Raw genomic sequence first — 25,291 nt, forward strand, 5'->3', positions numbered from 1 at the left:
CCAAGGGCGCCTGCCGGTGCCATGCCGAGTCGCAGCCCGATCTCCGCTTGGTCGGCATGGCACCGGCAGGCGCCCCCACACTTTTCCGGCGGCTGGGCGGAAATCCAAGGCAAGGACAGCGCCGCTTCGCTTTTTTGCCGAACGCACGAGGATCTGTCCAGCGCAGGTCCGATGCCACCGCAACCAAGCGGATATCGGGCCGCGACTTGCGGTGGCATCGGACCTGCGCGCTCATCGCGGGCCGGTGCCTTACCTCGATCAGAAACAGAACCTTTCTTCTTCGCAGGCATGCCCACGCCAGCAACCACACGACCGCATGGACGCGGCCGTGCCCGGCGGCGCCCATCGAAAGATCAAGCCGCCGCGCGCGCCCGCTCGCGATAGCCGGGCCGCGCGATCACGTAATCGCGGTACTGCCCCGGTTCGCCGGTTTCGCCAGCCTCGGCGGCCTTGGCGATGTTGTACATCTCGCGCGCGCTGACGTAGTGCAGCTTCCATTGCGTCCCGTCGTTGTACTTCGATTCCAGGTACGCGTAAGCCTCGTCCATCGCCTTGCCCAGCAGGGTGTCCATGTCGCAGTCCTCGGCGCCATGGGTGTGGATCTTGACGAAGGTCCATTCCGGCCGGCCCTGCACGTGGATGCCGGTCTTCACCCAGGCATCGATGCGATCCTTCGACGGTGGCGACACGGCACGGATGTCCGAGTTCTCGATCCGCGGGATCAGCCCGAACTTGCGGCTCCTCCAGCGGAAGCCAAGCGGACCCTGCACGATCATCAGCTCGCCTTCCTCGCGGCCGCCCACGCGCACCCGCGGACCGGTGTCGTGCGACTTGGGCTTGCACGGATCGTCCTTGGCGTAGTGGATGCGGTTGACGGTGCGGGTCTGGCAGGGGTCGGGCGCGGCCGGCAGCGTGTAGTCGGCGTAGCAGCCTGTTTCGCGCAGCACGATCAGTTCGTTGTCCACGCCGCAGTGGCGGCCGGTGGGATGGCTGTTGTCCAGCGCCCAGTTGCCATGAATGAAGGCCCAGCGCGGCTGGCCGGTGGCGGGATCTCGCGGCAGCGCGTCGTGTCGCGAGGCCAGCAGCTCGGTGAAGCGCGACAGGGTGGCGCGCAGGTTGGCCTCGTTGTCGTTGTCGTGGTGCAGGTGGATCTCGATCTCGCCCAGACCCAAGCGGCACAGTTCGACCAGGCGGTCGATGTGCTCCTCGCGGTATTCCTCTTCCGGATAGAAGAACGAGTGCACCGGCGGCCGGCCGTCGGCATCGCGATGGCCTTCGCACAGCTTCGGCAGGTCGCGGCGCCAACGCGCCACGCGCGCGCGTTCTTTCGCCAGGCCGGGCTTGCCCCACGCTGGCTCGTAATGGTCGACGAAGCAGAACAGCAGGTGCCGCGTGGTGCCCTTGGGCACGGGCTCGCGCCAATCCTGTCGCATCCACGCCAGCAACCACCCGGTGATGTTGCGCTTGCGCGCAAGATTGAGCGCAAACAATGCTGCAACCACCACCAGCAACAGGCCACCCAGCAGAACGATCGTCATCAACGGAATCCCCGGCATCCACCCGTGCCATGAACGTTGCAAACGGGAATAAGCGGCCGTGGCCAACACGCCGGCTTCGGCCGCCCTGCCACGAGAACGTTCGACCAGACCGCCCTGCTCGCCCCGCACCGGCTGCACGGGCACGGATTGCATCGTCGATGCGCCGGCCGCGGCCTCGCCTTCATAAGCGCCAAGGGTCGGGGGATCGCCGCGGGGTGCGCCCTCGATGTCGTCGGGCAGGTCGTCCACGGGCGTACCGGCGCCAAGCGCAGGGCTGCCTGGCAAGGGCCGTCCCTGTTCATCCAGCGCGAAATCCGCCAACACGCTATGCGCATCGGCCCCCATCCGCGCTCGCCACCGCTCGAAATCGCCGCGGGCACCGACCATCGGCGTGCCGGGGCGATGGTCGACGAAGCGACAGCCGCCACCGCGCGTCGGGTAGCCGTTCCAGTCCAGCCCCGGCGCACCTTCCAGCCCCACCAGCCCACCCAGTTCCGGGGAATGTCGGATTTCGACGCAGTTGCCACCCGACTGCACCACCAGGTTGTTGCGGATCGTGGCATTGGTGTTCGGTGGTCGCCCGGCCTTGTCGTCCCAGTCCTGGAAGACGATACCGAAGAAGATCGCCGCATGCCCCTTCCGGCCCGCATCGATGATGGTGTTGTTGGCCACCACCGCATCCTTCGACGCGTACAGGCCGATGCCGGAATAGCCGGTGTTGCGGATCACGTTGTTGCGAACCGTTCCGCGGATCGCTTCGTAGTAGCCCGGGTTGGCGTCCAGGTCGAAGAACTGCACGCTGGTGTCGAACCCGACCAGGATACCGGCATCCCCCGTGTTCTCGATGCGATTGCGCTGCACCAGCACGTCGCGCGCGCCGCCCTTGAAATAGAGGCCCGTAGTGGCGGTATCGTGGATATAGCTGTCCTCGACCACCATGCCGTCGCCATTGACGTTGTCGATGCCATCGGCGTTGCTGGCATCGCGCTGGCCGGTGCTGTGGATCTCGACCCGGCGAATGGTCGCCCGGTTGGACTTGGGCGTGATCTTGATGCCGTCGCGGCCGGTGCCGTGGATCAGCAGGTCCTCCAGCACCACGTCGCTGGCGCCGGCCTGGTCCGTCGGCCCGCCCTGCTCCCAGTAGGTCTGCAGCATCACCCCGTAGAAATAGCCGCCACTGATCTCCAGGTTGGACACGCGGCTGCCCGACGCTCCTGGATCGACCTGCACCGTCACGGTGTTCTCCTGGTCCAGGTCGCAATGGATGTGCGCGCGCGGGCCGGGGGCCGAGCGCAAGGTCACCGGCACGCGCAGGCGCACGTCGCACTCGTCGTAGCGCGGGCCACCACCGTGCACCAGCACCGTGTCGCCCGCACGCACGACGCCGTTGGAGGTATTGAACACCCGCATCAGGGTGCGGAAAGGGCGCGCCTCCGAGCCCTTTCCCTTGTCGTCGTCGCCAGCATGGGAGACGTGCCAGGTCGCGGCCTGCACCGTCGCCGGCGCGGCTAGCCAGAGTGCACACGCCAGGCCGAGGAGCACGACGATGAAAGGCTGGATGGTTCGGCGACACATGCTCTGAAGACGTCTCCGTGGACTGCGACGCCATGCGCGCCACGCGTGCTTGCCCCGGACGGAAGCCGGGTTTAAGGTGCAGGACGCCTGCGACGGAGGGGACATCGCAATGCGTCGAGTCGCGGTTGCAGGATGCAACGCCACGTACGGGACAACGGGGTCCGGCCCGCCATCAGGCCATCGCGTCCTGCAGCGGCCGGATTTGGCGTTTGTTGTTCCACAATGGTGGAGAAAAGCGATCCGTCGCGCGGCTGCATGACGCACTTCGGAAGCGGGGGATCAAGGGGTTTGAAGAAGCGCATCGCCGCCAGACTGCTGTCGGGCACCGGGATTGGCCGGGCCCTCTCCGCGATGCTGCCGCAGCGCGGCGTGCTGGTGCTGAACTACCACCGCGTTGGCGATGGCAGTGCCTCGCCCTATGACCGCGAGCTGTGGAGCGCGACCGTTGATGCATTCGACGCGCAGATCGGTTTCCTCAAGCGCCACTGCGATGTCATCTCGCCTTCGGACCTCGATGCCGCGCTTGCCGAGCCACGCAGCCGCCTGGTCCTGGTGACGTTCGACGACGGCTACCGCGACAACCATGAACTCGCGTTCCCTGTCCTGCAGGCGCACGGCGTGCCTGCCACGTTCTTCATCGCCACGGGTTTCATCGACCACCCGTCGATTCCCTGGTGGGACGAAATCGCATGGCTGTCGCGAAGCACGCAAGCCGCGCGCATTCCGCTGGCACCGTGGTTCGCCAAGCCGCTGCAGGTGGGACACCGGCGCACCCCGCTGATCCGCAAGCTCCTGGCCAAGTACAAGTCCCTGCCCGCAGACGATGCAGGCGCCATGCTGTCGGCCCTGCGGGAAGCCACCGGCGTGGCGCATCCGCCGGGCGCACCCGGGCACTGGATGGACTGGTCGATGATCCGCGAAATGGCCGATGTCGGCATGACCATCGGCGGCCACACGGTGCACCACCCGGTCCTGTCGCGGCTCTCGCCTGCGCGCCAGCGCGAAGAGATCGACGGCTGTGCGGCCCGCATCCTCGCGGAAACCGGCCGCCGCATGGAGTATTTCGCTTATCCGGTGGGCAGCCGGTGGGCATTCGACGACAGCACGCGCGCATGCCTGGAGGCCGCGGGCGTGCGTCGTGCCTTTTCGTACTATGGCGGATACGCCACACTCGCTTCGCCCCGGTTCGACGTACCGCGCGTTGCCATCGAGGACCACGTGGGCATCCACGAATTCAAGGCAATGGCCCGGCTGCCGCAAGTGTTCTGCGCGCGCACCTACGATTGAGCTCGGCATGCAAGGCATCGACAACTCCAGAACCGACTTCATCGCACTGTACCGGGACCTTCGCGTCGATCCCGAATGCACGCCCGATGACTTCAAGCGCGCGTACCGCAAACGCGTCTCGGAGCTGCACCCTGATCGCAGGGGTGAACGCAGTGGCGGCGAGGAAGCACTGAAGTCACTCAACCTGGGATATGCCGCGGCGATGGAGTTCCATCGCATGCATGGACGTTTCCCCGGTTCAGTCGCCGCCCGCCCCATTGCTGCCGGGTCACGCCCCGGATTGCACCCGCAACGCCACCAATACCTGCAGGAAGGACCGGACGAACACGTCGCGGGCCGGCACGGCAAACCTCGCTGGCTGTTGCTGGTCCTCCTGCTCCTGCTGGTCGTGCTTGTTGCCTCCCTGCTGATGGATGACGATGCCACCGCCGGCACCGACACCTCCGCCGCGCCACGTGCCATCGCGGCGTTGGTCCCTGCGGTGCAGCGTCCGCCAGCCGGGGCGCTGCAGGTGGGCATGCTGCCCGGCGAGATCCTGGCGCTTGTCGGTGCACCGCCGGAAACCGTCGATGACGGTCGCCATTGGCTATACGGACCGTCATGGGTGCGCGTGGTGTGTGGCCAGCTGACCGACTGGTACAGCTCGCCGCTGAAGCCACTGGCAGGCTCGCGGATGCGGCCGGGACCTGGCGATGTGCGCGATGGTTACCAGCCGCGCCAGCACTGCGTCGAATCCGCGACACCGGCGGCGATGCAGTACTGAACCGTAGCGCACCTGCGGCAGGGCGACGTGGCACCCCGGGGACAACGCATCAGGCGGGCTCTTCGTCCGCCGGCAGCGGCGTGCCCTCGGCTTCCGCCTGCAGCACGCTGCGGCGGATCTTGCCGGTGCCGGTCTTCGGCAGCGCATCACGGAACTCGACGGTGCGCGGAATCATGAATTCCTCCAGGTGCGCGCGGCAGTGCGCCAGGATGGCCTTGGCATCGAGGTCGTCGCGGTCGGTGACGATGATCGCCTTCAGCGCATGGCCCATGACCGGGTCTGGCACGCCGACCAGCGCTGCCTCGCGAACGCCAGGCAGCGCGTACAGCACGTTCTCGACTTCCTTCGGGCTGACCTTCTCGCCACGCGACTTGAGGATGTCGTCCTTGCGCCCGACGAAATACAGGAATCCCTCGTCGTCCATGCGGAAAAGGTCGCCGGTGTGCAGGACCTTCTCCCACGGATAACGACCCGGCCTGAGCGCCTTGGCGGTCGCTTCCTCGTTGCGCCAGTAGCCCTGCATCACATGGCCGCCGCGCACCACCAGTTCGCCGGTGGTGTTCGGAGGTAGCGGCTTGCCGTCGTCGCCGGCCACCCAGACCTCGGTGCCCGGGATCGCGATGCCCACGCTGTCCGGCCTGACCCGCAGTTGCTCCGGCGGCAGGTAGGTGCAGCGCTTGGATTCGGTCATGCCGTACATCGAGTAGATGCGGGCGTTGGGAAAGATCTCCTGCAGCTTCAGGATGTGCGCCGGCGGCAGCGCCGCGGCGGTGTTGGTGAGGTAGCGCACGCCTTCGGCCCAGGCCGGGTCGAAGTTGCGGATCTGCACGATCAACGCCGCCATCGTCGGCACCAGCGGGAAGCCGGTGATCTTCTCGGACGCCAGCAGCGGCAGCACCTTCTGCGGGAACGCGAAGGATTTTTCCAGCACCAGGGTGGCGCCCATCTTCACGCACATCAGCAGCTGGTACAGGCCGTAGTCGAACGACAGCGGCAGCACGCTCAGCACCACGTCGTCCGGAGACGACTGCAGGTAGGTGGTGATCGAGGTCGCGGCGTGTTCGATGTTCTTGTGCGTCATCATGACGCCCTTGGGGTTGCCGGTGGACCCCGAGGTGTAGACCAGCATGGCCAGGTCGATGTCGACGCCCGCCGGGCGCAGCGCCGACGTGCCGGCCGTGGCCGACGACAGGAACGCGTCGTAGGCCACGTGCGCGCCGTCCAGCGGCGCACCGGGCTCATCCACCACCACCACGCGGCGCACGCTGGGCGCCTGCGCCGCGGCGGCAAGCGCCACCGGCGCCAGGCTGGCCTGGGTGACCACCACCGCGGCCTCGCAGTTGTTCAACACGAACGCCAGCTTGTCGGTCTTCGTCGTGGGGTTGACCACGCTGAAGATGCCGCCCGCGCGCAGGGTGCCGAAGATGCCCACTGCCGTTTCGACCCGGTTCTCCAGGAACACCACGCAGCGATCGCCATTCGCGAATGCCGCGCCATCCACCAGCGCGTCGGCGAAGCGGCCAGCGGCAGCATCCAGCTCCGCGTAGCTTGTGCGCACGCCGGCATGCACGATCGCGGCATGCTGGGGCCGCGTGCGCGCGGCCCGCGACAGGTGGCTTTCGTAACGCTCGATCATGCCGCTTGTCCTGCCTCGTACTGCTTGCGGTCGATGTAGGCGACGATGCTGGCGATACTGTCGAGGTTCTCGGGCAGCACGTCTTCATCCTCGACGGTGAAGCCGAAGGCTTCCTCGATCCAGGTGACCAGCGTCAGCACGCCGATCGAGTCGATCACGCCGCCTTCCAGCAGGCTGGCGTCGGCGGGATGGTCGCTACCGTCCTCGCTGGGGAACGTGGTGGCGATGAAGTCCCTGACGAGGGTTTCGGTGGTGCTCATGCAGCTGGCTTCCTGTATTTCATTCTGGGCATGACATTGTCCGCGGCCTTGCCGCGGGCGGGAACCCCTGTGGGTGGCTGCCGGGCCGTTTCCGGGTGCTGCGCAGGTGGCGCGAGTCCCGTGGCGCCGGGCTCAGCGCGCGCCTCGGCGGAACAGCACCACCTCGACCGTCTGCAGCAGGATCATGAAGTCGAAGACCAGGCCATGGTTCTTGACGTAGAACAGGTCGAACTTCAGCTTCTCGCGGGCATCGTTGACCGAGGCGCCATAGGGGTAGCGCAGCTGCGCCCACCCGGTCAGGCCAGGCTTCACCGAATGGCGCACGTTGTAGTAGCGGATCTCGCCGTTGAGCTGGTCCACGAACTGCGGCCGTTCCGGGCGCGGGCCCACGAAACTCATGTCGCCGGCCAGTACGTTGAACAGCTGCGGCAACTCGTCCAGCCGGGTGGCACGGATGAACCGGCCCACGCGCGTCGTGCGATCGTCGTTGCTGCTGGCCCAGCGCGCCACGCCGTCCTTTTCGGCATCGGTGCGCATGCTGCGGAACTTGGTCAGGCTGAAGGTGCGGCCGCCCTCGCCCACGCGGACCTGGCGATAGAAAACCGGCGACCCCGACTCCAGCCACACGCAAAGCGCCACCACCAGCATCGCCGGCCACGCCAACAGCAAGAGCACCAGGGCCGCGGCGATGTCGAAGCCGCGCTTGGTGAGGCGGCGGGGGAAGGAATGGTCGAACCCGCCGGAAAACACCAGGGTGGAAGGGTCCGCGATCTCCAGCTTGATCAGCCCGGCCTCGCGTTCGAAGAACGCCGGCAGGTCGATCACCGCGATGCCGTTCTGCGCACACTGCAGCACCTGTTCCATCGGCAGGCCGCCGCGGCGCTCGTCCGGCGCCACCACGATCTCGTGCAGGTGCAGCCGCCGCGCGAGTTCCAGCAGGGTTTCGCCCTCGGATGCGGTGACCAGCAGGTCGTCCGCCACCACCCGCTGCTGTGTCCCGATCGGCAGGAAGCCGATCACGGCAAAGGCCTTGCGATCGCTCTTGCGCCGAAGCCGGCGATTGATCAGGTCGGCGTTGTTGCCGGCTCCCAGGATCAGGATGCGACGTTTGAAAGCCTCGACGCCAATCAGGCTGTACACCAGCAGGCGCAACGTGCAGATCAGGATGAAGCCGATGGCCAGCGCGATCGCCAGGACGCCACGACCGATGTAGGTCTGCGGCACGAGGTAGTACAGCACCAGCAGGCCGATGCCGCCGAAACCGAAGGCCAACGCCATGCGCAGCACCAGGTCGACCCGGTTGTGCCGCACGTGCGGCTGGTACAGCCCCAGCGTCGCCATCGCGCCGGTCACGAAGATGGCCACCAGCAGGGTCCGCACCGGGGCGGTTTCCACGAACAGGCCGCGGCTGGCAGGATCGTCGAGGAAACGCAGCCAGACCGCGGCCGTGACCGCGAGCAACATGACCGAAAGTTCCAGCAACCACAGCACGCGCACGGTACGGTTCGCGCGGCTGGCAAATGCACCCATCATGGCCCGATGTCCTGCAATGGCGGCGCAGTGCCTGCCATGCATGCGGCGCGCGCGATGGCGCGTGTCTCCCGCGATGCCTGCATGCCAACGCCCCCCGTTGTGTCGCCGTTGAATGTCCCGGAACCAGCTGCGGTTCCGCTCACCTATCCAACGCAGATCCGGGGGAATGCAGGACAACGGCCGCGCCAGGGCGGGCGCTGGGTGTCATGGGGAGGAGCCTGGGCCAGTGGACGACCGCGGCACGGCGCCCGGGACGCCTATCGCAGCAGCGAGGCCCCGGCAATCCGGTCGCGCAGCCAGAGCCAGGCACGCAGGATCGGCGGACGGATGCGAACGGCACTGGCGCCCCCGCCCGCCCCGGCCGTGGCCGTGGCTGGCGAGGTCGACGACGTGCCAGCGGAAGCGGCGACCGGCACCACCTGCGCAACCTGCCCCGCCGCCACCGCCTGGCCCGCGGCGGAAACGGTTCCCGGCAGCAGCGGCTGTGCACCCGTTGCACGTACCGGCGGGCTGGCCGCCATGTATTCATCCGCGCCGATGTCGTAAGGCGCCACGCGCGCCTGCCGATCGATGTCGTCGGTGACTTCGGCAACCGTGGTGCCGGCGTTGATGGCGGGGCTGTTCGCCGGCAGGTGCCCGCTGGCGCTCACCGTGTAGGCCGCCTGCTTGCTGTTGGCATCGGTGCCGCGTGCGGCGCGCCACTGCGCCAGCGTGCCCGCACCGCTGATCCCGCTGTTCGGCCGGCTGTCGCGGAACGTACAGCCGTTGCTGTAGCCATTCCAGTCGGTCCCCGGCGAGCCGCTGAGCGCGGACAGGCCGCCGAGCTCGGTCGAGTACCGGACCTCGATGCAGCGATTGTTGTTCTGGATCACCAGGTTGTTCTGGATCCTGGGGTTGAGGTTCGGCGGACGCCCCGCATGCGAGCCATAGCCCTGGAACACGATGCCGAACATGATCGCCGAGTGCGCGCTCTGCGCGGCGTTGACGATGGTGTTGTTGGCCACCACCGCATCGCGCGACGAGTACAGGCCGATGCCGGTGTGCGCGGTGTTGCGGATGACGTTGTTGCGGACGATACCGCCGATGGCCTCGTAGTACTGCGGGTTGACCGTCAGGTCGAAGAACTCCGGGCTCGTATCGAAGCCGACGAGGATGCCGGCATTGCCCGTGTTCTCGATGCGGTTGCGCTGCACGATGACGTTGCGCGCGCCGCCCTTGAAGTACAGGCCGGTGGTGGCGGTATCGTGGATGTAGCTGTCCTCCACCAGCATGCCGTCGCCGTTGACGTTGTCGATGCCGTCGGCATTGCCGCTGTCGCGCTGGCCGGTGCTGTGGATCTCGACGCGACGGATGATCGCTCGGTTCGACTTGGGCGTGATCTTGATGCCGTCGCGACCCGTGCCGTGGACCAGCAGGTCCTCGAGGACCACGTCGGACGCGCCGGTATTGCTGGCGGGCCCGCCCTGGTACCAGTTGGTCTGCAGCATCACCCCGTAGAAGAAACCGCCGCTGATCTCCAGGTTCGACAGGCGGCTGCCGGAAGCGCCGGGATCGATCTGCACCGTCACCGTATTCGAAGTATTGATATCGCAGTGGATGCGCGCGCGCTGGCCGGACGGCGAGCGCAGCGTCATGCGCTGGCGCAGCCGCACGTCGCACTCGTTGTAGGTGCCTGCGCGGATGGTGATGGTGTCGCCGGTAGTGCCGGCCGAGATGGCGCGCTTGACGGTACGATAGGGATTGGACGAACTGCCGTTGCCACTGCTGTCGTTGCCATTGGTGGCTACGAACAGTTCGGCTGCCGAGGCGGGAAGCGCGCAGGACAAGACCAGACCGGCAAACAAGGCGCCCGGCCGGCGCAGGGGAACAACAGGCATGGCACCCTCGCTGGAAGTGTGACAGCGCCCCTGTTTCGCTGTGACAGAATCCGCAAACACAAGTAAAAACAGGCGATTACGGGATTTAGCGAAGGAATCTAGCACGCCGGAACGCCAGTCGTTGAGTGTTCCGGCCATCCCGGGTGTGCTTGCGTTCATCAGGGTGGGAATGCCAGAAAATTCTGGCGTGGCGCTATCGCTCGTGGAAGGTGTCTTGCAACCAATCCCCGATCAGGCCGATCGCCTCGCGACGATGGCGCAACGCGAAGAAGATGTGGTCCATGTCGAACCGGATGATGACGCGCAATCCCGGGTGCCTGCGCGATGGGCCGAAGGTCCGGTCGATCTGGCGCGGATGCAGCAGGTAGTCGGCGACCCCGCCGGTATACAGGGCCAGCACATTCAGGCCCCGGTCCAGGAGTTCGGCTGCCTGCCGGGTGAATTCGTGCGGTGCGGGCCAGTCGCGCAGGTCATCGACCAGCGCATCGGATGAGTCGCCGCGATGCGCTGCGTCGCGCCGCAGGCGACGCAGCAACTTGCCAGGCCACGATGCAGGCGAGCTGCCCAGCGCCATCCGCAGCTTCCCCAGGCGATACCAGGTACCGCCCACCGCCATGCCGTCGATCATCAACAGACCCTGTACGCGCGCATCGGCCAGCGCCACGCGCCACCCCAGGTCCGCTGCACTACAGATGCCCCCTATCACGAAGTTCGAGGCGCCCGTGGTCGCCTGCACCGCATCGAGCGCCTGGATGGCGGCCCGGGTTGTTGGCGCCGCCCCTGCGGACATGGCGTCCCCGATGCCGGGGAGGTCGAAACGCAACACGTGGAATCCTCGCGCGGCCAATCGCCTGGCGAGATCGACATGCAAACGTTGCGGACCGGAACGGTGGATCAGCCCGGCGTTGAACAGCACCACGGCGGTTGCATTCGCAGCGCCACCGGCCGGGGTCAGGATGCCGACACCGCCGTAGCCGGGAAGCTCGATCACCCGCTCCATCAGGCCCACGCCTCCAGGTCCGAAAGCAGCACGTCGACCGCCTCGCGTGCATCCCGCGCCGGCAACAGCCCTTCCAGTTCCACCTGTCCGGCCCAACCTGTAATCGATGTTGGCAGCACCACCTGTGCATCCACCGCCGTCGTGGCACGCTGCAACGCATCGGCGTCGTCCAGCCAGGCGACGGGAACGCCGTCTGGCCAGTCATGGCCGTCATAGGCCCGCAAAGCGTCGCGGAAACCCGCGTTCGTCGCGAAGCCGGCCAACTCGCCCGCCTCGCGAACAGGCCCTGGCCGAGCGAACGGGTAGCGTTTGCCCGAACTGCGTTCCCCGGCGTCCAGCATTTCCAGCTGGTGCAGGTAACCCGCGGCGTCCAGCACCGGTTGCCACAACCAGACGGCGGACGCGTACAACTCGGCCGCGTGCGCACGCGCGAACAAGGCGGAGGCACGCACGGCCAGCACGATCAGGGGTGCGCCATCGCTGCGGCTGCGCAAGGCTTCCGCGGCATGGGCGAGGTCCTCGCCGACGCGCGCGGGATCGAACGCGGTGCTGTCGCCGTCGGCATCGCCGGTACCGTGGTAGTCGAAGCGCAGGCAGCACAAGCCGTCCGCGGCCAGCAGGCTGGCAAGCCCGGCGAACAGGCGATGGCTGCGCACATGTTCGTGCAGCAGCGGCGGGCACAGCAGCACCGCGGCGCGCGGCGCATCGACGTGATGGTAGACCCCGAACAACGCGCGCGACACGGGACCGAAACGAAAAGCGTCGATGCGTTCACTCATGCCTGCAGTGTGCCATGGCGGAATCCCAGGGCTTCACGGCGCTCCTCAAGCGTGCGTTGCGGCCGCGCTGCCGGCGATCGACGTTTCGGGAACCCCATCCTGCGGCAGGGCCTCGGCCAGCTGCGACAACGTGGACGACGCCAGCGCAAGCAGGTTGAGGCGCATCCCGGTGTCCCTCTGCACGCGATTGATCAACTTGATCGCAAGCATCGAATGCCCGCCGGCATCGAAGAAATTGTCATCCGGTGCCACGGCATCGCCGATCACCTCGGCACAGGTCGCCACCAGGTAGCGAAGCGCCGGCGAAGCAGCGGACAGGTCGATCCCGCGCGTGGTGCCGCGCGACGCAGGCGCAGGCAGGGCCTTGCGATCGACCTTGCCGTTTGGCAGCAACGGAATGGCATCCAGCACCACCAGGTGTTGCGGCACCATGTAGCCTGGCAACTTGCCGCGCACATGCTCGAACAGCGCGTGCGGGCCTGCCTCTCCCGCGCCCACCACCACGTAACCTACCAGGCGCACATCACCAGGCGCATCTTCGCGCGCAATCACCACGGCGCGTGCCACGCCTTCCGCGGACAGCAGCACCTGCTCGATCTCGCCCAACTCGATCCGGTAGCCACGGATCTTCACCTGGCTGTCCAGACGCCCACGACACTCGAGGTTGCCGTCGGGCAACAGCCGCCCCTGGTCGCCGGTACGGTAGAGCCGCGCACCCGGTACGTCCGAGAACGGATCGGGCACGAAGCGTTCGGCGGTCAGCTCGTCCCGGTGCAGGTAGCCGCGACCCACGCCATCGCCACCGATGCATATTTCCCCCGGGATGCCAACCGGCACGCGCCGCCCGGACTTGTCCAGCACATGGATCCGGGTATTGGCGATGGGCTTGCCGACCAGGATCTGCCTGCAGTCCGCCGGCACGCGCCACAGCGTCGACCAGATCGTGGTCTCGGTGGGGCCGTACAGGTTCCAGAGTTCGCCGCAACGCGCGGCCAGCGCATGCGCGAGGTCCAGCGGCATCGGTTCACCGCCGCACAAAGCCTTGAACCCGGGGTCACCCTGCCAGCCCGCGTCCAGCAGCAGCCGCCAGCTGCTGGGCGTCGCTTGCAGGATGTTGATGCCACGCGATTCGACCAGGGCGCGCAGGGCGTCGCCATCCATCGCCTGATCTCGCGTGGCGATGACCACCGTGCCACCGGCGATGAGCGGCAGGTACAGCTCCAGCCCGGCGATGTCGAAGGACAATGTGGTCACCGCCAGCAACCGGTCGCCCTCGCCCATGCCCGGCTCGCGTTGCATGCTGCGCAGGAAGTTGACGACGCTTCGGTGCTCGATGGCCACGCCCTTGGGCAAGCCGGTGGAACCCGACGTATAGAGCACATAGGCCAGGTCGCACCCGGAGGCGGCGTCACGACAGGCATCGACAGGGAAGTTGGACGTTGCCTCCCTGCGCATCACCTCCTCGACCGCCAGCACCTGGTGACCGCCGCCTGGCACGTCCGCGGCGAGCGACGATTGCGTGAGCACGAACGACAGGCTCGAGTCGGACACCATGTGCTGCAACCGGTCCGGCGGGAAGTCCGGGTCCAGCGGAATGTAGGTGCCGCCCGCCTGCATGACCGCCAGCAGCGCCACCAGCATGTCCAGCGAGCGCTCCAGGTGGATGCCGACCATGGTGCCGCGGCCGACGCCCCGCGCACGCAGTGCCGCGGCGACACGATCGGTCGCCGCAAGCAGCTCGCGGTAGGTCAGAGACGCATTGCCGGATTCCGCCGCCAGTGCATCGGGCGTGCGAATCGCCTGCGCACGGACGAGGTGTTCGACCCGGCATTCCGTGGCCGCCGGCAAGGAAGCGTCGGCCATCAGCGCCCCCAACCCGCGAAGGCAGCCGACGCCTCGGCTTCGGCGACCAGCGGCAGATCGCCGATGGACTGCGCGCTGTCGGCCACCACGCCACGCAGCAGCTCGACATAGTGTCCAGTCCAGCGCGAGATGGTCTCCGCGTCGAACAGGTCGCTGGCATAGTCCCAATCGATCACCAGGCTTCCGCCGCGCGATTCGATGATGTTGAAGAACATGTCGAAATAGATCGCGCGCCTCGGGTTCTCATGGGTCTCGACCTGGCAGCCCCCGAGGTCCAGCTTCGCGAAATAGCCGCTGTAATTGAAGATCGCCTCGACCAGCGGCAACCGCCCCGGTTCCCGCGGCACCGACAACGCGTTGACCACCTGGCCCAGCGACGCGTCCTGATGCTCGAAGGCATCGAACAGGTTGCGTTGCGTTTCGCTCGCCAGTGTCGCAAAGGATTTATCGTGCATGGTCGCTGCGCGCACCGGCAGCGCGTTGACGCAGTATCCCACCGTCTCCAGCCCCGTATGTGCCTGTCCGGCCACCGGCACCCCCACCACCAGATCTTCCTGCCCGCCCAGCCGCGACAGCAGCGACTGGAACGCGCTCAGCAGCACCACGTTGAGGCTTGTCTTCAAGGCCTTGGCGGTGCCGCGAAGCGAGTGCGACAACTCCGCGTCCAGCACGTGGTGCAGCGTGGCGCCGCGATGGCTGGGCAACGCCGTCCGCGGTCGATCCGTCGGCAGTTCGAGCGGCGGCGGGAGCGTGTCGTACACGCCTCGCCAGTAGCGCAGGGCCGCGTCACGCGCGGGTGCGGCACCGTCGCCCACGCGGTGCGCGTATACGCTGAACGGAACGATGCGGTCGCCCGATGCGGCATCGACCCCGGCATCGGATGCGTACACATCGGCGATACGCCCCATCAATACGTCAGCGGAATATCCGTCGAAGACGATATGGTGGCAGTAGACGACGAACAGGTGTGCGTCGGCAGCCAGTTTCAACAGCTGCGCCCGCACCAGGGGTCCATGCTCCAGGTCGAACGGCGTCAACGCTTCCTGTTCCAGAACGGCATCGACGCGCTGCTTGCGCTCCGACTCGTCCAGCGCGGAAAGATCGGTGAACCCGATCTCGAACGTAGCGTCTTCATCGACCCATTGCATCTGCCCGTCGGCGTCGAAGCGGTAGCGGAACGCTTCCTGCTCGCCCAGCGCCGTGCGTACTGCGGCGACGAAACGGTCCGCATCCAGCGGTCCGTCGATCCGCACCGAATCGGATTCGTTGAAGGCACAACTGGCCATGTCGCCCATCTGCGAGGCGAACCACACCTCGCGCTGCGCGTCGGTCAGGGGCAGCGTGCGGCGCCACGGGATGGCCTTCGCCGTCTCCGGCGCCGCCGGCAGCAGGCCATCGGCCTGCATCTCGAGGACGCTGTCCTTGAATGCGGCGATGATCGCGTCGACATCCTCGTCGGTGTGCGCGGCGGTCATATAGCTTGGGAAGTTCTCCAGCACGTGGATGCCGCGTGCGCGCAGGTGGAAGAACAGCAGCGTCGCCAGCTCGCCCTCCTCCTGCACGCGGATGAACATCTGCGAGGCGAAGTGCGGAATGTGGATCTTGAGCCCGCGCTCCTTGAAGAACGTATTGAGTTCGGTCGCAAAGCGCGTGGTGCGCTTGTTCACCGTCTCTTGCAGCGACGGGCCCTGCGCCTTGATGTACTTCAGCGCGGCATGCACGGCGGCGATCGCCAGCGGATGGCGCACGAACGTGCCGGCGAAGAAGGTCACCCCCGCGGACGGGAACGAATCGTCGCCGTACTGCCATTGGCCTCCGTCGAACGTGTCCATGAAGCGCGCACGCCCCGCGACCACGCCGATCGGCATGCCGCCGCCGATGATCTTGCCGTAGGTGGCCAGGTCGGCCTGGATGCCGTAATACTCCTGCGCGCCGCCGGGGCGGATGCGGAAGCCGGTGATGACCTCGTCGAACACCAGCACGATGCCGGCGTCCTCGGTCAGCGTGCGCAGCTTCTTCAGGAACTCGTGCGGCTGGAAGTCGGGCCGGCGGCTCTGCACGGGCTCGACCAGCACCGCGGCGATGTCGCCCGCATGCTGGCGGATGATGTCCAGCGATTCGTCCTCGCCGTAGTCGAGCACGATCACGTCCTCGACCGCGCGGAACGGGATGCCCGGCGCCAGCGGGAAGGTCCGCCGCTCGCCCTTGGCGTTCTTCGTCACGCGCACCAGCACCTCATCGAAATTGCCGTGGTAGTCGCCGGAGAACACCACGATCTTGTTGCGGCCGGTGTAGGTGCGCGCCAGGCGGATCGCAGCCTGCACCGCTTCGGAGCCGGTGTTGACCCAGCTCACGCGGTCCATCCCCGTCAGCTCGCAGAAGAGCTGGGCGGCCTCGCCCGCCAGCGGCGTCTGCGGCCCGACCTCGATCCCCTTGTCGAGCTGCGCTTTCAGCGCATCCGAGATGAACGACGGACTGTGGCCGAGGAAGTTGGGGCCGAAGCCGTTGAGGATGTCGATGTACTCGTTGCCGTCGATGTCACGCAGGCGGCAGCCGCGCGAGCCTTCGATCACGATCGGGTACACCATTTCCTTCCACAGCCGGTTGAATCCTGCCGCGGTGCGCGGATCGGCATGGTGCGCGCGATGCGCCTGCACATGCTGCTTGGAACGCGCGGTGCGTGCGTTGTAGCGCGCGGTCAGCCGCGCGATGTGTTCACGCTGGCGGCGCGTGAGCACGCGCTCCTCGCGGCCGACCTGCGGTCCGAAGCCCTTCGGCATGGCAGGCTTGTCGTCCGCAGGCTTGACATCCGTCGCTGCCGCCACATCCAACGCAGGTTGCGCTGCGGCTGGCACGGCCGGCACTGGTTGCGCCACGGGCATTACGGCACGCGCCACGGGCATTGCCGCGGAGGTGCCGCCAGCCTTCATCGCCTGCAACAACTGGATCTGCTGCGACATCAACGCCAGCTGTTGCGCCATCACCCCCTGCAGGCCACCCGCGGCCGGCCCGGCAGACACGGTCGCAGACATCGCGGCCAGGCCAGCGGATACCGGGGCAGGCATCGGCTCGGCCACGGGTACCCGATCGGCGACGACACCCTCACCCGAAATCGCATCGACCGGCGCAGCCATCGCAGCGCCCGGCGCTGGCACGGCCGCAGTATCCGACGGCAATGCGGCATCGAGATGCTCGGCCAGCGCGCGCAGCGTCGGCAACTCGTCGAACAACTGCCGGAAGGTGATCTTCACCCCGTACTCGCCCTGGAATGCCGACGCGAGCTGGGTCAGGAACAGTGAATCGAAGCCAAGGTCGAGGAACGTCGAGGTCTCGACCAGGTCGTCGGGCGCATAGCCGGAGAGGTCTGCCGCCACCGTGCGCAAGCGCTCGACGATCCTTGCAATGCGCAATTGTCCTACCGCCGCCATCCTGATTCTCCGCAAATACCGTGGCCCACATGGACCAATAACGTCATCCGGGGCCGCGACCGGTCCCCGTGTCACCCATTGCGCCCAGCTGCTCGGCAATCAAGGACAACTGCAGCCGGATCAGGTGTTCCACATCGGTCGTTGCCGGATTTGCAGGCAGTGCGTGGCTGGCTGCCGTCGTCGCAACACTCGTCGCGGCGTCGTGCACCTGTCCCTCGCCCTGCGAGGCAAGCGCTTTTGGCTGCACCCAGAACCGCTTGCGTTCGAACGGATACGTCGGCAGCGTGACCCGCCTGCGCGGGCCAGGCTGCAGGGCCTGCCAATCAGGCTGCACGCCGCCCAGCCACAGTTGCCCGACGGCATGCAGCAAGTGCTGCACGTCCGACCCCGGCGCCTGCACCGGACCCAGGCTGGGCAGCACTGCCAGCGGGCCGGGCTTGTCGAGCGACTGCCGTGCCAGCGTGGACAAGGTACGGCCCGGCCCCACCTCGAGCAGTACCAGGCCGTCGTTCGCTGCTTCGGTGGCGGCATCGGCGAACAGCACCGGACGCATCAGTTGCGCGCCCCAGTACGCCGGGTCGCGGAAGCCATCGGCCTGCAATCGCGTGCCGGTGGAGGTGGACACCACCGGGATCGCCGCAGGTCGCGAGTCGACCGCAGCCACGGCCTCCTCCAGCGGCTTGCGTGCGGGCGCCATCATCGCGGAATGGAACGCGTGCGAAGTCACCAGCCGCGTAGCCTGGATGTCCTGCGCAGCCAATGCCTGGGCGAACGCGTCGATGGCGTCGTCCGGCCCACTGGCCACCACCAGCCCCGGCGCATTGATGGCTGCGATGGACAGCGTATCGGGCAGCAGTGGCTGCACCTGCTGCAACGGTGCCCGCACCGCCAGCATCGTGCCCTGCGGCTGCGCCTGCATCAGCCTGCCGCGCGTCGCCACCAGCCGCACGGCATCCTCCAGTTCGAAGACGCCGGCGAGGCAGGCCGCAGCAAACTCGCCGACACTGTGACCCAGCACCGCATCGGCGCGCACGCCCCATCCGGCAAGCAGCGTCGCGAGCGCCATTTCCATGGTGAAAATGGCTGGCTGCGCCATGTCGGTCTGTGCCAGTGCCTCTGCCGCCTGCGCAGCATCGAGCGACGAGGACGCGGCGTCCCATAGCAGCAGCGGACGCGGGTCCTGCACCGCCATGCCGGCGTCGCACAGGGCTTCGCCGCAACGATCGACGATGTCGCGGAACGCGGGCTCGGAAGCATGGAGCGCGCGCGCCATGCCGGGGTACTGCGCGCCCTGCCCGGGGAACATGAAGGCGATGCGTGCGGCCGCGGTGTCCAGCTTGGTGGATTCGCCCGGGGCCGGCGGCGACCGCAGTGACGCGATGGCGCCCGGGATATCCGCAGCCACCACGATGCGTCGGTGCTCGAATTGCTGGCGACCGACCTGCAGGGTGTAGGCCACGTCGTCGAGCGACGCATCCGGATGCGCCTCCAGCCAGTCGGCGAGGCGTGTCGCCTGCGCCGAAAGCGCCTCCTTGCTGCGCGCCGACAGCACCAGCAGCGCATGCGAGCGCCGGGCGCCCTCCGGCGCAGGCGCAGGCGCCTGCTCCAGCACCACGTGCGCATTGGTGCCGCCCACGCCGAACGAACTGATCCCCGCACGGCGCGGCCATTCGCCCTGCGGCCATGGCGTCAGCGCAGTGTTCACGTAGAAGGGGCTGCTGGCGAAATCGATCTTCGGGTTCGGCTTGCTGAAATTGATCGACGGCGGCAGCACGCCTTCATGCACCGCAAGCGCCGTCTTGATCAGGCCGATCGCCCCCGAGGCCACGTCGAGGTGGCCCAGGTTCGCCTTCAACGACCCGATCGCGCAGAACTGGTTGTCCTGCGTATGCGCGCGATAGGCGGCCGTCAGGCCCGCGATCTCGATGGGATCGCCCATCGGCGTGGCCGTGCCGTGCGCCTCCACCAGGCCCACGGTGCGCGCGTCGATGTCGCCCACCGCCAGCGCCATCGAGATCACGTCCGCCTGCCCGTCCACGCTGGGTGCGGTGTAGCTGACCTTGCCGGCGCCATCGTTGTTGGTGGCGTAGCCGCGGATCACGGCATGGATGGTGTCGCCGTCCGCGATCGCATCTTCCACGCGCTTGAGCAACACCACCGCCGCGCCATTGCTGAACACCGTGCCCGCGGCATCGGCGTCGAAGGTGCGGCAATGCCCGTCGGCCGACAGCATGCTGCCTTCCTTGTAGAAATAGCCCTTCTTCTGCGGCAACACGATGGTCACCCCACCGGCCAGCGCCATGTCGCACTGGTACGACGCCAGGCTTTGGCACGCCGTGGCGATCGCGACCAGCGAGGTCGAGCATGCGGTCTGCAGCGTCATCGCCGGTCCGCGCAAGCCCAGCTTGAAGGCGACGCGCGTGGCCAGGTAATCCTTGTCGTTGCCCAGCTCGGTCTGCAGTGACCCCACCTGGATCGATTCGATGAACCGCGCCAGGAACGCCGGGTCCGAGCACAGGTTCCACATCAGGTAGGTGTCCATGTAGCAGCCGGCATACACGCCGACCGCGCCCGGATACCGCGATGGGTCGTGCCCGGCACGCTCCATCGCCTCCCAGCAGATCTCGAGGAACATGCGGTGCTGCGGGTCCATCAGCTCCGCTTCGCGCGGCAGGTAACCGAAGAAGCGCGCATCGAACTGGTCGACGTCGTCGAGGATGCCCTTGGCGCAGATGTAGCGCGCATTCGGGTCCTCGGTGGCGAGCGAGGCCAGCGGCAGGTCGAGCTCGGACGCATCGAAATGCGTGACCGATTCGACGCCCTGCCTGATGTTCCGCCAGAACGCATCGACATCGCGCGCGCCCGGGAAGCGCCCCGACATGCCGATGATGGCAATCCCTTCCTGGCTCATGTGCCTGTCCTCGTCTGTGTGCCCCCGCCCGCGTGTCGCCTTGCAGCCGCGCGCGCCTGTGCCTCGCGCATGCGCTGGCCACGCTGCTGCGCCGCGTCGGTGGTGCGTGCCGCGGCGCCATCTGGCGCGAGATGCGCCGCCAGCGATGCGACCGTGGGGTGCTGGAAGAGGATGGTGATGTCGACATCGATGCCAAGGCGTTCCAGCAGCAGCCTGTGCACCTGCACGAGGTGGATCGACTTGCCGCCCAGGTCGCGGAATGGATCCCGTGCTCCCACGCGGTCGATCCGAAGGGCCTGCTGCCAGATCCCGGCGACGTCACGCTCCATCCCCGGCGCAGGCGCGACGAATCCCACCGCAAGTTCGGGCCGCGGCTGGCCGCGCGCGGCGATGGCGCGTTCGATCTCCGCGGCCGTCGTCAGTTCGTGTGCGATGCGCTCGTAGACCTCGCCAAGGTCGGTCGCATCGCGTGCTGCGGGTGCGATGACCGACGTATCGACGTCGTCTGCAGGTACGGCAGCGGCGGCAACGGCATCGAACACGATGCCGACCGCACGTTCCGCGTCCATCGTGAACGCGGCGGGATCGCCCTGCGCCAACGCGCCGAACTGCGCTTCGAGGAAGCGCCGGGCAGGCGTGTTGCGCTCACCGGCCCGGAACAGGATCGACACCCGAGACAGGCCCGATGCCAGTGCATGCCGCCCCGCCTCGGCGATCATCCGGTGCTCGATGCCGCGGCCGAGCGCGCGGCAGCTCAGCATGAACAGGTCGATCTGCAGTCGATCGCCGACGGCCCTGCCGCGGACCTGTCCTACCAGCCCGTAGTCCCCGAAGCGATCGCGGGCGCGTACCGCGCGGTGGAACGCGCCATCGCCCGCTTGCAGCACTTCGCCTTCCTGCAACCGCACCAGGCTCGCATTGAACTGGTTGGTACGCTGGGAGAGTTGTGCCAGTCGCGGCACGTCCGACGCCGCGGGTGGTTCCATCTGCACCACCAGTTCGAGCCCATCGAGGAAGGACTGCAGCGAGCCGGCATCGCGCAGTGAACGGGCGCGCGCGGCGTTGTCGCGATACATGCCTGCACGCTTGCGGTCCTCGTCGGTGGTGGCGTGATGGTCGAACAGCCACAGGTGTTGGACGAAGGCCTCGAGCCTTGCCGGGTCGGCTGGCACGCGCACAGTGAGCGTGGTGGGCGACTGCGCACGCATCTGCGCGCATTCCACGGGGTTGTCGTCGAGGAAGACCATCCCATCCAGCCCAAGCTCCAGGCTCGAGGCCAGCTCGCGCAGGTTGCCGGGCTTCGGGTTCCAGTCGACGCGATGCTCGATGAAATCGTCCCATCGCAACGCCATGTCCCCGCGGCGCTCGAACACCGCGCGCGCATCCGCCTCCTCGTTCTTGCTCAGCAGGCACAACAACCGTCCGCTGCCGGTTTGCGCAGACAGCATGCGCTGCAGCGCCAGGTGGCCGGCATCGACCCGCAGTCCGTCGACGCCCTGCTCTCCCACCACGCCCGACCACAGGGTGTGGTCGCCATCCACGGCGAACAGCTTGACCGGCTTGCGCAGCGCGGCCATCGCCGCGCGTACCAGCACCGTCCCAAGGGCGGCGAGCGCTTCGGGCGTGTACGGCACATGGCCGAAGCGCTCGGACGCGGCATCGAAGCCGTGCGCCACCCCGTAGCGTCGCAGCGCCTCGTTGCCATCGAGGACGTGCACGTTATGCAAGCCCACCAGCGTTTCGCCGAGCGCGGCATTCGCGGCACGCCAGGACGGGTTGGTCGGGTCGGAGGGTCCCACCAGCACCATGCAAGGCACCACGTGATCGAAACCGGACAAGGCATTCGCGAATTCATCGATCCGCGCCGCCAGCAGGGCATGGGCGTTCGTGGATGTCGCTGCCGGCTCCGGCAACAGGTCTTCCCAGCGCAGGCAAACGAAGTTCGCACCGCGGCTATTTCGCCGCAGCGCGCTGCCCGGGTCGAGCAACTGCTGGAACACCTGCGCGTATGGCGTCACCTGCGCTTCGGCATCGAGGCCAAGGTATTCACGCCAGAAGTCGAACACCGGCAACAGCGGGTCGAGCGTCCAGGTGCCGGACAACGTGAACAGGGCGGATGATTGCGTCATGGCACGCACCCTTGCCCGCACTGGTCCCTGCACCACGCTGCCATCGCACCGCCCCTGTTCGTGTCCGGCAACCTCGGCGGCCCACGTCTCTTCCCCGTGGCAAACGCCGGGTGGAACGGAAGTGCGCCATGCCGCATCGCAAGCCAGACGAAAGCCGCATGTATGATCGAAAGAACGGGTTCCCGAGCCCCGACAGGACAGGCATGCACCACCGTCCAGGCCCACACACCCAGTTCCGCGACGTCCCGGGCCTGCAGCGCCAGAACCGGTCGACACCGGCGTCCTGGCGGCACCGCACGTCGTGATGGAGGTGCGCCTCAAGTGCCTGTCGCCCCGGCCCATGGCCACGGTGCGCTTGCTCTGCCTGCCGTTTGCCGGCGCCGGCGCATCCCTGTTCCGTGGCTGGCCCGATGCGCTGCCGCCGCACGTGGAGGCCTACGCGGTCCAGTTCCCCGGTCGCGAGGACCGACTGGCGGATGCACCGTTCACCCGCTGGGAGCGGATGGTCGATGCGCTGGAGGGCAGTGTCCGCAGCCTGCATCCGCAACCGACCGCCATCTTCGGCCACAGTCTGGGCGCACTGGCGGCGTACGCCCTCGCGCATCGCCTGCAGCACGCCGGCACCCCGCGACTGGTGCATCTTTTCGTCTCTGCCCGCCCTTGGCACGGCGATGGCGCGACGGCATCCGCCCCCGCCTGGTCACTCGATGACGATGCGCTGTTGGCCGGCATGGCGGCGCGTTTCGGCGCGCTGCCTGCGAGCCTGTCGCATCCGGAGATCCGTGACGTCGCGCTACCCGTGCTGCGCGCCGACCTGCGTCTGCTGGAAGACCATCGCGACCCGTCCGGTCAACCACTGGCGTGCCCGTTGACCGTGTTCGCCGGGGCGCACGATCCGAGCACGCCGCCGTCCTCGCTGGAGGGTTGGCGCGCGGGCACCTCGGCGGACTTCGCGATCGAGCAGTTCGGCGGCGGCCACTTCTTCATCGAAAGCCACCGTCACGCGCTGGTGGCGTCCATCTCGGCACGTCTGCCGCCTCCTGCACGCTGGTGAGGCGTCAAGCAGGCTCGACGCGCATTGACTGCACCTCCACCCCCGGCGCACAGGTCAACGCCAGGGCGTAGCCGGGCAGCAACGACAGCAGCGTCGTCGAAACCACGGCATCGCGGACGCCCTCGTCCGGGTGCGGCGCGAGACGCATGGGTTCGCCCTGGTGCAGCGCGAAACCAGGCATCGGCACCAGCAGGCCGACGCCCGAGGCCTTCAGGTACGCTTCCTTGCGTACCCATGTCTCCAGCAGGGATTGCCCGCGTTGCGCACGGGGATGATCCGGATCGATCCTCTCCGACGGATGCAATACCTCGTCGGCAATGGCCTCCATGCTCGCGGCGCGGGAAGCGTGTTCGATGTCGACGCCTACCGGACCGGCCGTGCTCACTGCGATGGCCACCGCGTCCCGCGCGTGGCTGAGGCTGGTCTGGCACGCCTGCCCTTCCACGCACGGGCAGCCGTGCCTGTCGCGGGTCAGCGGCACGTCGCATGGATCCATCGACAGCAGCCGGCCCAGCACCAGCCTGTGCAATGCATAGGCCAGCATGCGGTCCTCCGCGTCCCGTGCATGCTTCATGCGCGCGGCGCGCGCGCGCTCGGCATCACTGAGCAGGGTGGCCGCATCCGCAAGCCACGGCTTCCACGACGACAAGCGACTGGACGCCACCGTAACGCCTTCGCCACCCGCCCCATGCCGTGACGACATGCGGGCAGCGAATACAGTACGCAGGCTGGCGTGTTGCACGGCGAATTCCGCGTCGGGACGGCACCAGCATCGCACGACATGCGCGCGGTCGTGGCCAGCGGCCGTTGCAACCGGCCGACAGCCCGGCGACCGCAAGCGAACACGAGCGAACGGGTCGCCGGCGTGGACGCCTGCCGGGGGCCCAGCCGACGATGGTGCCGTGCCGCCTCTCGCCGCCGCATACCTCGCGGCATGCTGCACTCGGCCCCATCGGGAGGTGAGAGCACGGATATGCAGGACACCAGTTGAACTGTGCGGCTGTGCCCACCCGGAAGGCACTTCTGCGCATGTAGCGAACGTCCAGGCCGGATCGGCGCAAGACAAAATCCGCAAAAAAAAACCGGCTGCGAGCCGGTTTTTCTTGCAAGTGGCGCGCCCGGAAGGATTCGAACCTCCGACCCCCAAGTTCGTAGCCTGGTGCTCTATCCAACTGAGCTACGGGCGCGTTGTGCAGAAGCGGAATTGTGCCGAATCGACTGGGCATCCGTCAATTCGTCACGGGATGAAACTGGCGGAGACTGAGGGATTCGAACCCTCGATGGAGTTTTTGGCCCCATACTCCCTTAGCAGGGGAGCCCCTTCAGCCACTCGGGCAAGTCTCCGGGGCTGCGACATCCGGTAACCACGTCGCAGCGAGCCGCGAAGGATACCGGCTTGCCCTGCGTGCTGGCAAATGTCAGTCCTGCGAGTCCGAATCCACCGGCGCTTCGACGCCCTCACCGCGGCGGATGCGCTGGTAGATCTCTTCGCGGTGCACCGCCACGTCCTTCGGCGCGGTAATGCCGATGCGCACCTGGTTGCCCTTGACGCCAAGCACCGTCACGGTGACGGAATCTCCGATCATCAGGGTTTCGCCGACCCGGCGGGTCAAAATCAACATTCGGGAATCTCCATGGGCCTTGGCCCGTTCGATGGC

General features: G+C 67.5%; 16 protein-coding genes and 2 tRNA genes. 3 read left to right on the forward strand and 15 right to left on the reverse strand.

Annotated features, from left to right (window positions below; translation table 11 throughout):
• Positions 1-353 precede the first annotated feature (353 nt).
• The gene (locus E2F46_RS01065; protein ID WP_165967308.1) at positions 354-3,113 is read right to left on the reverse strand and encodes a right-handed parallel beta-helix repeat-containing protein; all 2,760 of its coding nucleotides are present in this window, start codon (positions 3,111-3,113) and stop codon (positions 354-356) included.
• 288 nt (positions 3,114-3,401) lie between these two features.
• Here E2F46_RS01065 and E2F46_RS01070 point away from each other — a divergent pair, with 288 nt between their 5' ends.
• The gene (locus tag E2F46_RS01070) at positions 3,402-4,400 is read left to right on the forward strand and encodes a polysaccharide deacetylase family protein (protein ID WP_165967309.1); all 999 of its coding nucleotides are present in this window, start codon (positions 3,402-3,404) and stop codon (positions 4,398-4,400) included.
• A gap of 7 nt (positions 4,401-4,407) precedes the next feature.
• Positions 4,408-5,163 carry a J domain-containing protein gene (locus tag E2F46_RS01075; protein ID WP_165967310.1) on the forward strand — a complete coding sequence of 252 codons (756 nt, stop codon included), beginning with the start codon at positions 4,408-4,410 and terminating at the stop codon, positions 5,161-5,163.
• Positions 5,164-5,212: 49 nt separating this feature from the next.
• On the opposite strand, the gene E2F46_RS01080 is transcribed toward E2F46_RS01075, so the two are convergent.
• The 10 genes from E2F46_RS01080 to E2F46_RS01125 form a co-directional block, all read right to left on the reverse strand.
• On the reverse strand, positions 5,213-6,799 hold the full coding sequence (locus tag E2F46_RS01080; RefSeq protein ID WP_133320334.1) for a class I adenylate-forming enzyme family protein: 1,587 nt from the start codon (positions 6,797-6,799) through the stop codon (positions 5,213-5,215).
• Positions 6,796-7,059, reverse strand: a complete 264-nt coding sequence (locus tag E2F46_RS01085; protein ID WP_133320335.1) for an acyl carrier protein — start codon at positions 7,057-7,059, stop codon at positions 6,796-6,798. Before E2F46_RS01085 ends, E2F46_RS01080 begins: the two co-directional genes overlap by 4 nt.
• A gap of 132 nt (positions 7,060-7,191) precedes the next feature.
• Positions 7,192-8,592, reverse strand: a complete 1,401-nt coding sequence (locus tag E2F46_RS01090; protein ID WP_133320336.1) for a TIGR03013 family XrtA/PEP-CTERM system glycosyltransferase — start codon at positions 8,590-8,592, stop codon at positions 7,192-7,194.
• Between the two features lie 257 nt (positions 8,593-8,849).
• A complete protein-coding gene (locus tag E2F46_RS01095) occupies positions 8,850-10,469 on the reverse strand; it encodes a right-handed parallel beta-helix repeat-containing protein (RefSeq protein ID WP_165967311.1) in 1,620 nt (539 codons plus the stop codon).
• A gap of 193 nt (positions 10,470-10,662) precedes the next feature.
• Entirely contained in the window at positions 10,663-11,469 is an 807-nt protein-coding gene (locus E2F46_RS01100) for a hypothetical protein (protein WP_133320338.1), read from the reverse strand.
• Positions 11,469-12,248, reverse strand: a complete 780-nt coding sequence (locus tag E2F46_RS01105; RefSeq protein ID WP_133320339.1) for an alpha/beta hydrolase family protein — start codon at positions 12,246-12,248, stop codon at positions 11,469-11,471. Before E2F46_RS01105 ends, E2F46_RS01100 begins: the two co-directional genes overlap by 1 nt.
• Positions 12,249-12,293: 45 nt before the next feature.
• A complete protein-coding gene (locus E2F46_RS01110; protein WP_133320340.1) occupies positions 12,294-14,111 on the reverse strand; it encodes a non-ribosomal peptide synthetase in 1,818 nt (605 codons plus the stop codon).
• Complete coding sequence (locus tag E2F46_RS01115) at positions 14,111-17,539, reverse strand: aminotransferase class III-fold pyridoxal phosphate-dependent enzyme (protein ID WP_133320341.1); 3,429 nt, start codon at positions 17,537-17,539, stop codon at positions 14,111-14,113. The genes E2F46_RS01110 and E2F46_RS01115 overlap by 1 nt, the downstream gene beginning before the upstream one ends.
• Before the next feature lie 43 nt (positions 17,540-17,582).
• On the reverse strand, positions 17,583-20,450 hold the full coding sequence (locus E2F46_RS01120; protein ID WP_133320342.1) for a type I polyketide synthase: 2,868 nt from the start codon (positions 20,448-20,450) through the stop codon (positions 17,583-17,585).
• Positions 20,447-22,579, reverse strand: coding sequence for an HAD-IIIC family phosphatase (locus tag E2F46_RS01125; RefSeq protein WP_165967312.1), 2,133 nt, complete (start codon positions 22,577-22,579; stop codon positions 20,447-20,449). Before E2F46_RS01125 ends, E2F46_RS01120 begins: the two co-directional genes overlap by 4 nt.
• Positions 22,580-22,883: 304 nt before the next feature.
• Here E2F46_RS01125 and E2F46_RS01130 point away from each other — a divergent pair, with 304 nt between their 5' ends.
• Complete coding sequence (locus E2F46_RS01130; RefSeq protein ID WP_133320344.1) at positions 22,884-23,633, forward strand: thioesterase II family protein; 750 nt, start codon at positions 22,884-22,886, stop codon at positions 23,631-23,633.
• A gap of 4 nt (positions 23,634-23,637) precedes the next feature.
• On the opposite strand, the gene E2F46_RS01135 is transcribed toward E2F46_RS01130, so the two are convergent.
• The 4 genes from E2F46_RS01135 to csrA form a co-directional block, all read right to left on the reverse strand.
• A complete protein-coding gene (locus E2F46_RS01135) occupies positions 23,638-24,336 on the reverse strand; it encodes a 4'-phosphopantetheinyl transferase family protein (RefSeq protein ID WP_133320345.1) in 699 nt (232 codons plus the stop codon).
• A gap of 407 nt (positions 24,337-24,743) precedes the next feature.
• A tRNA-Arg gene (locus E2F46_RS01140) sits at positions 24,744-24,820 on the reverse strand.
• A 64-nt stretch (positions 24,821-24,884) separates the two neighbouring features.
• Positions 24,885-24,977 (reverse strand) — tRNA-Ser (locus E2F46_RS01145).
• Between the two features lie 74 nt (positions 24,978-25,051).
• Positions 25,052-25,255 carry a carbon storage regulator CsrA gene (gene csrA / locus E2F46_RS01150; protein ID WP_133320346.1) on the reverse strand — a complete coding sequence of 68 codons (204 nt, stop codon included), beginning with the start codon at positions 25,253-25,255 and terminating at the stop codon, positions 25,052-25,054.
• Positions 25,256-25,291: the final 36 nt, after the last annotated feature.

Origin of the sequence: Luteimonas aestuarii, assembly GCF_004357985.1 — a bacterium.
Lineage (GTDB): Bacteria > Pseudomonadota > Gammaproteobacteria > Xanthomonadales > Xanthomonadaceae > Luteimonas > Luteimonas aestuarii.

Bases quoted from the DNA above. Each gene is read 5' to 3' on its own strand.
- E2F46_RS01130 (WP_133320344.1), top strand. From the start codon at position 22,884: ATGGAGGTGCGCCTCAAGTGCCTGTCGCCCCGGCCCATGGCCACGGTG.
- E2F46_RS01075 (WP_165967310.1), top strand. From the start codon at position 4,408: ATGCAAGGCATCGACAACTCCAGAACCGACTTCATCGCACTGTACCGG.
- E2F46_RS01120 (WP_133320342.1), bottom strand. From the start codon at position 20,450: ATGAGCCAGGAAGGGATTGCCATCATCGGCATGTCGGGGCGCTTCCCG.
- E2F46_RS01125 (WP_165967312.1), bottom strand. From the start codon at position 22,579: ATGACGCAATCATCCGCCCTGTTCACGTTGTCCGGCACCTGGACGCTC.
- E2F46_RS01105 (WP_133320339.1), bottom strand. From the start codon at position 12,248: ATGAGTGAACGCATCGACGCTTTTCGTTTCGGTCCCGTGTCGCGCGCG.
- E2F46_RS01135 (WP_133320345.1), bottom strand. From the start codon at position 24,336: ATGTCGTCACGGCATGGGGCGGGTGGCGAAGGCGTTACGGTGGCGTCC.
- E2F46_RS01090 (WP_133320336.1), bottom strand. From the start codon at position 8,592: ATGATGGGTGCATTTGCCAGCCGCGCGAACCGTACCGTGCGCGTGCTG.
- E2F46_RS01100 (WP_133320338.1), bottom strand. From the start codon at position 11,469: ATGGAGCGGGTGATCGAGCTTCCCGGCTACGGCGGTGTCGGCATCCTG.
- E2F46_RS01065 (WP_165967308.1), bottom strand. From the start codon at position 3,113: ATGTGTCGCCGAACCATCCAGCCTTTCATCGTCGTGCTCCTCGGCCTG.
- E2F46_RS01115 (WP_133320341.1), bottom strand. From the start codon at position 17,539: ATGGCGGCGGTAGGACAATTGCGCATTGCAAGGATCGTCGAGCGCTTG.
- csrA (WP_133320346.1), bottom strand. From the start codon at position 25,255: ATGTTGATTTTGACCCGCCGGGTCGGCGAAACCCTGATGATCGGAGAT.
- E2F46_RS01085 (WP_133320335.1), bottom strand. From the start codon at position 7,059: ATGAGCACCACCGAAACCCTCGTCAGGGACTTCATCGCCACCACGTTC.
- E2F46_RS01110 (WP_133320340.1), bottom strand. From the start codon at position 14,111: ATGGCCGACGCTTCCTTGCCGGCGGCCACGGAATGCCGGGTCGAACAC.
- E2F46_RS01080 (WP_133320334.1), bottom strand. From the start codon at position 6,799: ATGATCGAGCGTTACGAAAGCCACCTGTCGCGGGCCGCGCGCACGCGG.
- E2F46_RS01095 (WP_165967311.1), bottom strand. From the start codon at position 10,469: ATGCCTGTTGTTCCCCTGCGCCGGCCGGGCGCCTTGTTTGCCGGTCTG.